This window comes from Pseudomonas sp. (assembly GCF_048269965.1).
Taxonomy (GTDB): domain Bacteria; phylum Pseudomonadota; class Gammaproteobacteria; order Pseudomonadales; family Pseudomonadaceae; genus Aquipseudomonas.
In genome coordinates this window covers 453,515-464,622 of sequence record NZ_JBLWTV010000001.1, presented here as the reverse complement: position 1 = coordinate 464,622, position 11,108 = coordinate 453,515, and the positions used below count along the sequence as shown (strand labels likewise).

The window sequence follows — 11,108 nt, the reverse complement described above, 5'->3', positions numbered from 1 at the left end:
TGAGTATCAATGGATTGCTGGTGCGCGCGGCGCACCCTACGGGGAGTGCGATCCGAGTTACGGCAGGCTGTAACAGCGTTGCCACAGCGCCAGGTAATTCGTCTCTTCCTGCTGCCAGCGTGCATCGCTCCAACCCAGACGCGGCTGGCACAGTGAGCGGATACGCGGCAGCTCGGCGCGGCCGCCGCCAGCCAGGAGCAGGCCCAGGCGAGTGCGCCGCAGCAGCAGATCGTCCAGGTGCAGCACCAGCTCGCCTTCGGCCGCCCAGGCCAGTTCGGCCCACAAGGTGTCGGTGCCGGCGACGCAATCGCCGCCGACTTCGTCGATCAGGCGCAGCACGTCCTTCAGTTGCCGGCCATGTCGGCCAAGCAGACGCCGCTGCTGCGCCAGGCTCAGGTGCGACATTTCCAGCGGCGGGCAGTCGCGGAACACGGCGCCGCCCTGATCGTCCACCGACTTGCCGACGAAACCCGCGCAGGCGCGCAGCACCTGAAGCGCCAGCAAGCGAAAGGTGGTCAGCTTGCCGCCGGCCAGGGTCACGCTGCCCGGCTCGACCCATAGCGCGTGTTCGCGCTTCTCGTCCGAGGGTTTCAGCCCGGCGCTGCCATCGCCCACCACCGGCCGCACGCCAGCCCAGGTAGACAGCACGTCTCCCCGCGCTACTTGCGCATGGGGAAACTGCTGAGCGCAGGCGGCGAGCAGGTAATCGACCTCCTCGGCACTGATGGCGGCCTCACGATCCAGCTCGTCAGCATGATCCAGATCGGTGGTGCCGATCACCGTCGCGCCTTCCCAGGGGAAGACGAAGACCGGCCGGCCATCGCTCTCGTGCATGAAGCTGAAGGCATGCGCCACCGGCAACCGCCAGCCCGGCAGCAGCAGGTGGCTGCCGCGCAGCGGGCGGATGCGACCATTGCCAGGCTGACGCAGGCGATCGGCCCAGGCACCGGTGGCCTGTGCCACAGCGCGGCTGCGCAGGTGATAGCGGTTGCCCGTTTCTACGTCCTCGGCGAGCACACCGATCACCTGCCCCGCCTCACGCAACAACTCGACCACGCGCATGCCATTGAGCGCCTCGCCGCCTTCTGCACGCGCCTCGCCCAGCACGCGTTGCACCAGGCGGGCATCGTCGGTCACCGCATCGAAAAAGCGCGTGCCACCGAGCAGGCCATCCTCGCGAATGCCCGGCGCCAGGTAACGCAGTTGCTGCAGCGGGTAGAACAGATGATTGCGCTTGCCGGCCAGGGCGTCGTACAGGCTGAGCAGGCCGCCGAAGACTCTGGGCCCCGGGAAGCCGCCGCGATAGTGCGGCATGACGAAACTCAAGGGCTCCACCAGCCCCGGCGCCTCGCCGAGCAGGCGCTGGCGCTCGCGTACCGAGTCGCGGGTCAACCGCAGCTGGCCCTTGGCGACGTAGCGCAACCCGCCATGCACCATCTTCGACGAGCGGCTGGAGGTGCCCCAGGCGAAGTCGCGCTGTTCCAGCAACAGGCAGCGCCAGCCACGCCGCGCCGCCTCACGGAGGATGCCGGCGCCGCAAATGCCGCCGCCGATCACCAGCAGATCCCAGTCGCGCGCCGCCAGTTCAGGCAGCGCACGCTCGCGCCAGGTGGCGTTCCAGGGTTCCATGCTCAGTCCTGCAGCAACACGCCAGGCACCAGGCGCTGGTCAGGGTCGAAATGCGTGGCCAGGCTGCGCAGCGTGGCCATGCCCAGCTCGCCCTTCTCTGCTGCCAGATAGGGCGCGTGGTCGCGGCCGACGCCATGCTGGTGGCTGATGGTGCCGCGGTTGCCTGCGATGGTGCGGCTGGCCGCCGCCTTGAGCCGCTGCCAGCGCGCCATGGCCGCGGCGTAGTCGCTGCCGGGGCGGAACACATAAGTGGTGTAGATGCTCGAACCTTCGCCGTAGACGTGCGACAGGTGGGTGAACACGTGCACGCGCTCGCCATCACCGGCCAACTCGTCACGCAGGCTGGCCTCGACCTTGTTCAGCAGATTGTCGACGTTCGACCAGTCGGTGGCGGTTTCCAGGGTGTCGACCAGGTAGCCGCGCTCCCACAGACCATGACGCAGATAAGGGAAGCGGAAGCGGTTCTGCTCCCATTTCTTGCCCAGCAGGGTGCCGGTGAACACGCCGCCGAAGCCTTTCAGCAGGCGCCGTGCCTGTTTCAGCGAAGCGGCATTCTGCATGCGGCTGCCGGTGACGCCGAAGGTCAGCATGCATTTGCCGTCACGTGCACCGCGCAGGGCCAGGTACTTCTCCAGCAGGGCGATCTGCTGCGGGTGACCGGCCAACGCCAGTTGGGTACGGGTTTCGATGGCGTTGGACAGGCGCAGCATGGACAGCGGCACCCGCGCCTGAGCCAGGCTGCGAATGGCACTCAGCGCCTGCTGCCAGTTGGGCAGAAACACCGCATAGAAGCGCTCCTGCTCGGCCAGGCGGCTGATGCGCACACGCACCTCGGAAATCACCCCGAAGCGCCCCTCCGAGCCCATCACCAGCTCGCGCAGATCGGGCCCGGCGGCCGATGCCGGGAAGGTGGGAATCTCCAGGGTGCCGGCGAAGGTTTCCAGCTTGCCGCCGGCGAACAGTTGCTCGATTCGCCCGTAACGCAGCGACTGCTGGCCGCTGGAACGGCTGGCGACCCAGCCGCCGAGGGTCGACAGCTCCCAGGACTGCGGGAAATGCCCCAGGGTGTAGCCGCGTGCGCGCAGCTGGCTCTCCACTTGCGGACCATTGGCACCGGGGCCGAAGGTGGCGATCAGGCTGTCCTCGTCGATATCCAGCAGGCGCGTCATGCGCTCCAGCGACAGGGTCAGCACCGGGCGCTGGCCGGCCTGCGGGTTGATGTGCCCGGCCACCGAGGTACCACCGCCGTAGGGAATCAGGGTGACATCATGCTTCTGCGCCCAGGCCAGCAGCTCGCGGATCTGCTCGGTGCTTTCCGGGCAGGCGACGCCATCGGGAAACAGGCCGAAGTCACCGGAGCGCATCGCCAGCCAGTCCGGCAGGCTCTGGCCACGGGCGTGACGCACGCGCACCTCGGCATCAACACAGATCAGCGGATGCGGCGCCAGGCGCGACGCCGGCACGCGCGCCAGCACATCCTGCAGGCTGGCATCGGCCAGACGCTGGCCCGGCCCGATCAGCTCGGCGAGAAAGGCCTCGCCGTGGGCCGGCAGCTCCACGTCGGTCGCCTCGTCACCCCATCCGTTCCAGCGTCGCATCGCATCCCCCATTCCGATCAGCACTTATGGCTGCCTATACTAGCCAGCCGCCGCCGGCCGTCACTGTCGGATTGTGACAGGCGATATCGCCAATCAAGACAGGCCTTGCGCAAGGCGCGCCGCGCGCCGGCGCAACCGGTGCGGCCCCGCGACACTGCAAAGGCATCCGTGCCAGGCACCAAGGCTTGTCTGATCCACGTCACTTCACCAGAACAAGAAGAATCCATGGAAAACCTCGGCTATACCTCGGTTCCCGCCCTGCTCAAATACCTGCGCCAGGCCGAACAGCTCGGCCTGGACATCGACCGTGCCCTGGCCGCCGCCGGCATTGGCGCGCAGGACCTGACCGACAATGGCAAGCGCATGCCCAGCGAGGTGCATGAGCGCCTGCTGGCGCATCTGCTGGAGGTGTCCGGCGACAGGTTGTTCGGCCTGCATGCGGCGCGTTTCGTCCAGCCCGGTTCGTGGAGCGTGCTCGGCTACATCGCCATGAACTGCGCCACCCTCGGCGAAGCCATGAGCCGCATCGTGCCCTACGAGAAGCTGGTGGGGGACATGGGCACCAGCCGTATCGAGGCGGCCGAGGATCACGTGCGGCTGATCTGGAGCTGTCGCCATCAGGCGCCGGACGTGCGTCGCCACATGGTCGAGAACGTGCTCGCCTCCTGGCTGCTGTACGCCCGCTGGATCGCCGACTCCGAACATTCGCCGCGCGAGGTGTGGTTCGAGCACGCACAACCGGCCGCCACCGACCTGGCCGAATACCAGCAACTGTTCGGCTGTCCCGTGCTGTTCGAACAACCCTGCAACGCCCTGCTGGTGCCGCTGGACTACCTCGGCGTACCGCTGCGCCAGGCCGACGCCAACCTGCTGCGCACACTGGAAGAACACGCACTGACCCTGATGGCCGGGCTGGATGACGACGAGCCACTGCCTCGCCGAGTGAAGAACGCCTTGCGCCTGCTGCTCAAGGACGGCCTGCCGCGCAAGGAACGGGTGGCAGAGAGGTTCAACATGACCGTGCGTACCCTGCAGCGCCATCTGCAGCAGGCCGGTACCAGCTACCAGCAGATCCTCGACGAGCTGCGCCAGGAACTGGCCGAGCACTACCTGCTGCGCAGCGACCTGGCGATCCAGGACATCGCCTGCTACCTGGGCTTCACCGAATCACGCTCGTTCCACCGCAGCTTCAAGGGCTGGACCGGGCAAACGCCGGGCGAATTTCGCGAGAGCCGGCGCCGGGACAATCCGCTGGGCTAGCGCGGAGCTCGGAAACGTCGCGCCAGCCAGTAATCGATGCTCAGCCAGCGCCCTGCCCCGCTGAAGAACAGCGCCACCAGCATCACCAGGTAGGTGGCGGCGAACTCGATGCCGTTATTCAGCACCACGAACTTGCCGCTGCCGGTCAACCAATCGTAATTGCCGTGCTCACGCAGAATCGCCCGCGCCCGCTCGACCTTCTCCGCCGCCGCCAGCACGCGCTCGTTGGCAAAGGGTGCCGACGGGTCGGCAATCGCCTGCCAGCCATAGGGCCAGTGCACGGCGAAGATTGCCACCAGCATGGTGACGATCAGTGGAATGCTCACCCAGCGAACGGCCAAGCCGAACAGCAGCAGGATGGCACCACCAGCCTCGGTCAGCGCTGCCGCCCAGGCCAGCAGTTCGGGAAACGGCAGGCCCAGGCCCCAATCCGGGTTGCCGAACCAGGCAGCGGTGGCCTCGATATCCGCAAGCTTCCGTGTGCCGGCCATCCAGAACACCGGCACCAGATACAGGCGCAGCAACAGCGGGCCGAGAAAATCCAGACGCCGGCAGGCATCCAGCGCGTCCTGCAGACGATTGAGCAGCGTGATCATGATGGTGACTCCTCGGAATACGCAAACCAGATATCGCGCGCCTGCCAGTCATCCAGCAGCGCGCGGGCGTTATCGAAATAGGCGCGATCAGCGGCCAGGCCATGGGCCGTGGCCAACTCCAGCTGCGCCTGCACAGGCGGTTCGCCAGCCTGCAGGCGCAGCGCCAACTGGTAGGCGAAGGCCGTCAGTTGCATGAAGCGCACCTGATCCTGGCGATCACGCCAGACCAGCAGGCAGGTCGGCTCGGCAGGCGGCTGCGTGGGGCAATGATCGACACCGATCATCTGCACCGGCCAGTGATAGGCCAGCGGCCAGGCCAGTGGCGACCAGCCTCGCTCGGGCAACCGCGCGTCGCTGACATCCAGCGCCAGCTCGACCCACTCGTAGTGCGCCAGCTCCAGCATGAACGCAGGGTCTTCAGGCGCTGGGCGATAGCCCTGCTGCAACCAGGCGATGAACTCCTGGCTGATCTCCAGAAAGTACGGCGTGCTCGCCCGGTGCTCGGCGAAAAAGGTGCGTAGCAGCCGCTGCCAGCGCTCGGCGCCGAGGATGCCGCGTAGCACCGGGAAGGCCCCTCCAACCAGGCTGGCGACGTTGTTGAAGAACAGCTCTTCGTAGACCGCCATGCGCTCGGCCGTGATGCCCGGCAGCAAAGACTGCGCCTCGGGCTGGCGAATACGCGCGGCGAAGTCGCGCTGCTGCTCGATACCGCTCATGTGCCATACCTGCTCAGCGGTTGTGCGGCCTGCTGCAGGCTGCGGATATGCGCCAGCTCGGCATACAGCTCGGCCAGTGGCGGGAAGTTGAAGTCACGCTCCAGCAGCGTCGGGCGTACGCCATGCAGCGCATAAGCGCTGCTGAGCAGCGTCCACACCGGATCGATCACCGGCGCACCGTGAGTGTCGATCTTCAGGTCTGCCGCCTGGTCGTAATGACCGGCGACGTGCAGATAGGCGATGCGCTCGCTGGGCATCGCGGCGATGTAGGCATCGGCATCGAAGCCGAAATTCAGGCTGTTGACGTAGACGTTGTTGACGTCCAGTAACAGCTGGCAGTCGGCACGTTCCAGCACCGCGCGGACGAAGCCTGCCTCGTCCAGCTCGCCAGGCAGGCGCGCGTAGGCCGAGACGTTCTCGATGATCAGCGGCCGCTCCAGCACGTCCTGAACGATGCGCACGCGCTCGGCGATACGCAGCACCGACTCTTCGGAAAACGGTAGCGGCATCAGGTCATACAGCTGACCGTCGTCGGTACAAGCCGACAGATGCTCGCTGTAGGCCAGCACACCATGCGCGTCGAGAAAACCCTTGATGGCGTGCAGCAGTTCCAGGTTCAGCGGCGCGAAGCCGCCGAGGTTGAGGGACAGACCATGACACAACAGCGGCCGGCGCTCGCTCAGGGCACGCAGTTGCTTGCCCAGGCGGCCACCGACACCGATCCAGTTCTCCGGCGCCACTTCGAGAAAGTCGGCGCCGCTGGCGTCATCACCGGTCAGCTCGGCGAGCAGCCCGCGACGCAGGCCGAGGCCGGCGCCGGTGAGGTTTGCGAGTCGCATGATCCGTCCTCTCCTCTGCCCTTACTCGCTTTTCTCGCCGCCGCATTTGCCTTCGCCGCACTTGCCTTCGGCGTCGGCTTTCATCTCGCCACCACACTTGCCCTCGCCGCACTTGCCCTCTGCGTCGCCTTTCATCTCACCGCCGCATTTACCTTCGCCACAGGCGCCTTCCTGCGCCTTCTCGGCAGCAGCCAGGCTGTAGCCGCTGGTCAGCTCCTGAGCGGCGAACGGGTTGCTCGCGGCATGGGCGGTGAACGCCATGGAAGTCAGCAGCGCAGCGCCCAGGGTGGCAGTCAGGGTATTGAGTTGTTTCATGGCATCTCTCCATCGGTTTCGAATGCGGGGCCGGATTGGCCCTCTCGCAGCAATGGACGAGACAGGAATGCGGGCGTTACAGCGAGGCTGGATTTTTTCGTAGCCCGGATGCAATCCGGGGGCGCTTTGCCCGCTACCAGTCGCGGCTACGACTGCATGGATGCAGGAGGTAGAGCGAAGCAGGATGCCAGAACCGAAAGCCCCTCCCAAAGGTACAGGGACATCCACCGCACCGTGGGAGGCGCTGAAGGGCACCTCTAAAAACTACCTGCGTTGCCATCGCTGCGTTAAAAACCGGCTCGTGTGCGAGCCCAGTCAGAATACTCATTTACAACACGTAAACCCGAATGCGGGCTCAGTGCCTTCTTCGCCTGTTTTTGTGGGGCCGCCATCGGTATTGCGCTGACTGCCTCGCCTACGTTTTTAGAGGCGCCCTTTAGCGGCGAGGCTTTCGATAGCCAGTAGTGCGAACAGCCAGCGCAAACAGTGGATGAAAAAAGCGTCACCCACACTACGCGCAGCAGCTCGGTATCGACCGTTGATTTCGACACAGTCTCTCGCGTGCCTTGCACCTTTCCAGTACCTTTGTGTATATCTTCCCAGTAGTAATGAAAGCGTGAAATGTGGAAGTCAAGCGAACACGCACTGACGCGCCCTCCGAATCCTAACTTACTGGAATAAGTAAGTTTTTCTGAATTTAAGACTGCCATCTTTCGGAGCTATACCGCCTTCCATGCTATTGAATTAGTAAGAAAGACTATATAACTACTGTTAGACACCACTAAGAAACCAGGGAGTAATCTATGAAAAGATATTTTGCAGCCATTATCCTAATAAGCATATCCATAAATTCTTATGCAAAAGAAATGTATCGCGCACCCTCTTCCGGTGATAGCGGAAGTTATTATGTGCTGAAGCACGAAGAAATTGAGGATGGAATAATTAAAGTTCTAACCAGTCGCACAGACAAAGGAAACCAATACACAGACTTTACTGAGCTCAAGATTAACTGCGTATCAAAGCAATATTTTGAACTGGCTGGCAGCAGTGAAGACGGCGCGCAAGAAAAGCCAAGCACCCCCCTTAAAGATTGGTCTAGCCAGTCAAAATGGACATCTCTCGTTACTGGGTCAAGCAAATACGATCTGGTTCAATTTATTTGCAAAAAAAATAAAAAACCTAACAACGTTAGCGGAAAAAAGGGGACAGATTTATTTATGGCGCAGTACTATCGGCCTAAAAATAATCTATCCCCTTTTCGAAAAATCAATGACACCACCCCATTGATGCTCAAAGCATTAACACAAGCTTATAATTATGAATAGATTTTTCATGCCATTATTGATCTTCATGATGTCCTTAGCTGGCTGCACTAGCGCACCACCTGAGCCAGCCGATATACAGCCGCACCTGAACGAGCTGCCAGTTTTAGCAATATATTACGACGACACTGAAGAGCCTGCTGGATATGGAAAATATCAAGCTTTTTTATTTCTTCTGCCAAATGATCAATTTGTAATATTGCGCAACAGGGACAATGTTGAAACATTTCTATCCAACCTCGCCAATTTAGAAGCAGAATATCCACCCACAAAAGAACCCATTAAGTTCACCAGGAATGGGAATTTAATTTCAGGACAAAGAATATTTGACCATTTGAAAACCGATGGATTTGTGCCGCACATCTACCACACAAAGTATGAAGGAGAATTTCAAGGCGACACCCTTCATCTTAGATCGCTATCTGGTCGGGTTTATCCAGACGGGCAAGAGAAAAAGGGCGAGAATATTACATGGGATTTTCGCAAGCTAAGAGAATATTGAAATTACTTTTCAAATACCATGACACCAGCAAGTAGCCTGGGTAGAGCACAGCGAAACCCAGGGAAAATTCGATGGGTTTCTCGTTGCTCTACCCATCCTACGGTGCTGCTATTGCAAGCGAGGTTTGCCGGAAGTTGCTTAGCTGCGGGGCGCTAGCGAGTAGCCCGAACAACCACCGCAAACGGTAGATGAAAAAAGCGTCGGCTACGCGCCCCGATCCACCCTACGCAGTGACTTGCCTGGGTGGGCGACACCAAGCCGTCCAACATGGACGCAGTTCACCCCTGATTACGCCGACTCTGCGCCAGGCGCTCGGCCAGGGCATCGAGTTCGGGTAACTCCTCATCCGGCATCTGCCGGATCACCGCCTGGGTCAGTTTCATCTGGCGGATGAAACGCCGGCAGTTGCCGCACATGGCCAGGTGCGCGCGCACGGCCAGGCGCTGGCGTAGCGTCATTTGGCCGTCGAGATAATCGCTGGAATGAGCGACCAATTCCTTGCAGGTCAGCATTGGCCTGTTTCCTCGAAGTGTTCCAGGGTGGCAAAGACTTTCAGGCGTGCCCGGTGCAGCAGCACACGGGCATTGGAGAGCGAGATGTCGAGAAGATTACAGATCGCCTCCAGTTCCAGGCCCTGTCGCTCGCGCAGTACCAATACGCTGGTCTGCAACTCGGACAGGCTGGCCAATGTGTGCTCCAGGCACTCGCGCAATTCGTCCTCGGTGAGCAGGGCTTCGGGGCTGTCCTGATGCCAGGCATGCGGCGCCAGCAGCCAGTGACCATCATCGGAGAAGCGCTCGTCACCCACCGTGCCGTGCGGCGCAGCCAAGTCATCGAGCAGCACCTCGCGGCGGTTGTGCTTGAGACGAGTCTTGGCGGTATTGGCGGTGATGGTCAGCAGCCAGGTCTTGAGGCTGGAGCGCCCCTGAAAACCGCTGAGGCTGCGCACCACGGCGAGCCAGGCATCCTGCACCACCTCATCGGCGTTGCGGCTGCCGACGATGGCATAAGCCACCGCGCGCATCGCCCCCTGATAGCGAGCGACCAGCTCGCGGTAGGCCTTCTGCTCACCGGCGAGCAGACGATCCAACAGATCGGTATCGGACATGGAACTCCCGTAGGTAGCGCGTATGCACGAGGCCGAACGCCCCGTGCACCTCAGGCATTCCTACAGAGAGTTCAGCGCTTGCGCAAAATTACACTGCCGATCGAATAACCGGCACCGAAAGAGCTTAGAACACCCAGGCTACCAGCAGGCAGATCGTCCTGATTCTTGTGCAGGGCGATCACCGAGCCGGCCGAACTGGTGTTGGCATAGGTGTCGAGAATCACCGGCGCCTCGTGCGGCTCGGCATCGCGACCGAGCAGCTTGCGCGCAATCAGCAGGTTCATGTTGAGGTTGGCCTGATGCAGCCAGAAGCGCTTGACGTCGCTGACGTTGAGCTGGTTTTCCGCCAGGTGCGCGGCAATCAGCTCGGCGACCATCGGGCAGACGTCCTTGAACACCTTGCGGCCTTCCTGCACGAACAGTTTGTCGCGCGCGCCCACGCCCTCTTCCGCCGCGCGGTTGAGGAAACCGAAGTTGTTGCGGATGTTGTTGGAGAACTGGGTCAGCAGCTTGGTGCCGACCACGTCGAACTGGTGCCTGGAGGTCGCCAGGTCGGCACGCTCGATGATCACCGCAGTGGCGGCGTCGCCGAAGATGAAGTGGCTGTCGCGGTCACGGAAGTTCAGGTGGCCGGTGCAGATCTCCGGGTTGACCATGAGGATGGCGCGGGCCTGGCCGGTCTGGATGGCAGTGGTCGCAGCCTGGATGCCGAAGGTGGCCGAGGAGCAGGCCACGTTCATGTCGTAGCCCCAGCCCTGGATGCCCAGGGCGGCCTGTACTTCGATGGCCACTGCCGGGTAGGCACGCTGCAGGTTGGAGCAGGCGACTATCACTCCGTCGATATCTGCAACGGTCTTGCCGGCACGCTCCAGCGCCTCCTTGGCAGCGCCCACGGCCATTTCGCAGAGAATGCCCCAGTCGTCGTTGGAGCGCTCGGGAATGCTCGGCACCATGCGCTGCGGATCGAGAATGCCTTTCTTGTCGATGACGAAGCGGCTCTTGATGCCCGACGCCTTCTCGATGAAGCCGCTGCTGGACTCGCTCAGCGCCTCCACCTCACCGCGGGCGATGGCCTCGGCGTTGTCGGCGTTGAACTGCTGCACATAAGCATTGAAGGATGCCACCAGCTCGTCGTTGGAAATGCTGTTGGCCGGGGTATAGAGGCCGGTACCACTGATGACGACGTTATGCACGCTCATTCCTCTTCTCGGCCGCTGGCGGCC

12 protein-coding genes are annotated in these 11,108 nt (G+C 62.3%); 3 read left to right on the top strand and 9 right to left on the bottom strand.

The features are described from left to right. Nucleotides 1-57: 57 nt before the first annotated feature. Both ACN0X6_RS02265 and ACN0X6_RS02260 read right to left on the bottom strand, forming a co-directional pair. The gene (locus tag ACN0X6_RS02265; RefSeq protein ID WP_417701722.1) at nt 58-1,629 is read right to left on the bottom strand and encodes a glycerol-3-phosphate dehydrogenase/oxidase; all 1,572 of its coding nucleotides are present in this window, start codon (nt 1,627-1,629) and stop codon (nt 58-60) included. Nucleotides 1,630-1,631: 2 nt separating this feature from the next. After that, nucleotides 1,632-3,227: an FAD-binding oxidoreductase gene (locus ACN0X6_RS02260; protein WP_417701720.1), complete on the bottom strand. Its 1,596-nt coding sequence runs from the start codon at nt 3,225-3,227 to the stop codon at nt 1,632-1,634. Nucleotides 3,228-3,452: 225 nt separating this feature from the next. Between ACN0X6_RS02260 and ACN0X6_RS02255 the strand changes: the two genes are divergently transcribed. Next, a complete protein-coding gene (locus ACN0X6_RS02255) occupies nt 3,453-4,487 on the top strand; it encodes an AraC family transcriptional regulator (protein WP_417701718.1) in 1,035 nt (344 codons plus the stop codon). Here the strand turns inward: ACN0X6_RS02255 and ACN0X6_RS02250 are convergent. The 4 genes from ACN0X6_RS02250 to ACN0X6_RS02235 are packed head-to-tail and all read right to left on the bottom strand — an operon-like array spanning nt 4,484 to nt 6,953. Next, entirely contained in the window at nt 4,484-5,083 is a 600-nt protein-coding gene (locus ACN0X6_RS02250; RefSeq protein ID WP_417701716.1) for a DoxX family protein, read from the bottom strand. The genes ACN0X6_RS02255 and ACN0X6_RS02250 overlap by 4 nt on opposite strands. After that, a complete protein-coding gene (locus ACN0X6_RS02245; protein ID WP_417701714.1) occupies nt 5,080-5,799 on the bottom strand; it encodes a DNA-binding domain-containing protein in 720 nt (239 codons plus the stop codon). The genes ACN0X6_RS02250 and ACN0X6_RS02245 overlap by 4 nt, the downstream gene beginning before the upstream one ends. Next, nucleotides 5,796-6,638, bottom strand: a complete 843-nt coding sequence (locus ACN0X6_RS02240; RefSeq protein WP_417701712.1) for a DUF692 domain-containing protein — start codon at nt 6,636-6,638, stop codon at nt 5,796-5,798. Before ACN0X6_RS02240 ends, ACN0X6_RS02245 begins: the two co-directional genes overlap by 4 nt. Nucleotides 6,639-6,659: 21 nt before the next feature. Beyond that, on the bottom strand, nt 6,660-6,953 hold the full coding sequence (locus ACN0X6_RS02235; protein ID WP_192981181.1) for a hypothetical protein: 294 nt from the start codon (nt 6,951-6,953) through the stop codon (nt 6,660-6,662). Nucleotides 6,954-7,756: 803 nt separating this feature from the next. Between ACN0X6_RS02235 and ACN0X6_RS02230 the strand changes: the two genes are divergently transcribed. Next, nucleotides 7,757-8,278, top strand: a complete 522-nt coding sequence (locus tag ACN0X6_RS02230) for a hypothetical protein (RefSeq protein ID WP_417701710.1) — start codon at nt 7,757-7,759, stop codon at nt 8,276-8,278. Between the two features lie 7 nt (nt 8,279-8,285). Continuing rightward, a complete protein-coding gene (locus ACN0X6_RS02225; protein ID WP_417701708.1) occupies nt 8,286-8,777 on the top strand; it encodes a hypothetical protein in 492 nt (163 codons plus the stop codon). Between the two features lie 278 nt (nt 8,778-9,055). Here the strand turns inward: ACN0X6_RS02225 and ACN0X6_RS02220 are convergent, their stop codons facing one another. The 3 genes from ACN0X6_RS02220 to ACN0X6_RS02210 form a co-directional block, all read right to left on the bottom strand. Beyond that, on the bottom strand, nt 9,056-9,289 hold the full coding sequence (locus ACN0X6_RS02220; RefSeq protein WP_417701706.1) for an anti-sigma factor family protein: 234 nt from the start codon (nt 9,287-9,289) through the stop codon (nt 9,056-9,058). Continuing rightward, nucleotides 9,283-9,885, bottom strand: a complete 603-nt coding sequence (locus ACN0X6_RS02215; RefSeq protein ID WP_417701705.1) for an RNA polymerase sigma factor — start codon at nt 9,883-9,885, stop codon at nt 9,283-9,285. Before ACN0X6_RS02215 ends, ACN0X6_RS02220 begins: the two co-directional genes overlap by 7 nt. A 71-nt stretch (nt 9,886-9,956) precedes the next feature. Then, nucleotides 9,957-11,078, bottom strand: a complete 1,122-nt coding sequence (locus ACN0X6_RS02210) for a beta-ketoacyl-ACP synthase III (RefSeq protein WP_417701703.1) — start codon at nt 11,076-11,078, stop codon at nt 9,957-9,959. Nucleotides 11,079-11,108: the final 30 nt, after the last annotated feature.

Excerpts from the sequence above, each read along its gene's own strand:
- ACN0X6_RS02265 (WP_417701722.1), bottom strand. The coding sequence starts at position 1,629 with ATGGAACCCTGGAACGCCACCTGGCGCGAGCGTGCGCTGCCTGAACTG.
- ACN0X6_RS02260 (WP_417701720.1), bottom strand. The coding sequence starts at position 3,227 with ATGCGACGCTGGAACGGATGGGGTGACGAGGCGACCGACGTGGAGCTG.
- ACN0X6_RS02255 (WP_417701718.1), top strand. The coding sequence starts at position 3,453 with ATGGAAAACCTCGGCTATACCTCGGTTCCCGCCCTGCTCAAATACCTG.
- ACN0X6_RS02250 (WP_417701716.1), bottom strand. The coding sequence starts at position 5,083 with ATGATCACGCTGCTCAATCGTCTGCAGGACGCGCTGGATGCCTGCCGG.
- ACN0X6_RS02245 (WP_417701714.1), bottom strand. The coding sequence starts at position 5,799 with ATGAGCGGTATCGAGCAGCAGCGCGACTTCGCCGCGCGTATTCGCCAG.
- ACN0X6_RS02240 (WP_417701712.1), bottom strand. The coding sequence starts at position 6,638 with ATGCGACTCGCAAACCTCACCGGCGCCGGCCTCGGCCTGCGTCGCGGG.
- ACN0X6_RS02235 (WP_192981181.1), bottom strand. The coding sequence starts at position 6,953 with ATGAAACAACTCAATACCCTGACTGCCACCCTGGGCGCTGCGCTGCTG.
- ACN0X6_RS02230 (WP_417701710.1), top strand. The coding sequence starts at position 7,757 with ATGAAAAGATATTTTGCAGCCATTATCCTAATAAGCATATCCATAAAT.
- ACN0X6_RS02225 (WP_417701708.1), top strand. The coding sequence starts at position 8,286 with ATGCCATTATTGATCTTCATGATGTCCTTAGCTGGCTGCACTAGCGCA.
- ACN0X6_RS02220 (WP_417701706.1), bottom strand. The coding sequence starts at position 9,289 with ATGCTGACCTGCAAGGAATTGGTCGCTCATTCCAGCGATTATCTCGAC.
- ACN0X6_RS02215 (WP_417701705.1), bottom strand. The coding sequence starts at position 9,885 with ATGTCCGATACCGATCTGTTGGATCGTCTGCTCGCCGGTGAGCAGAAG.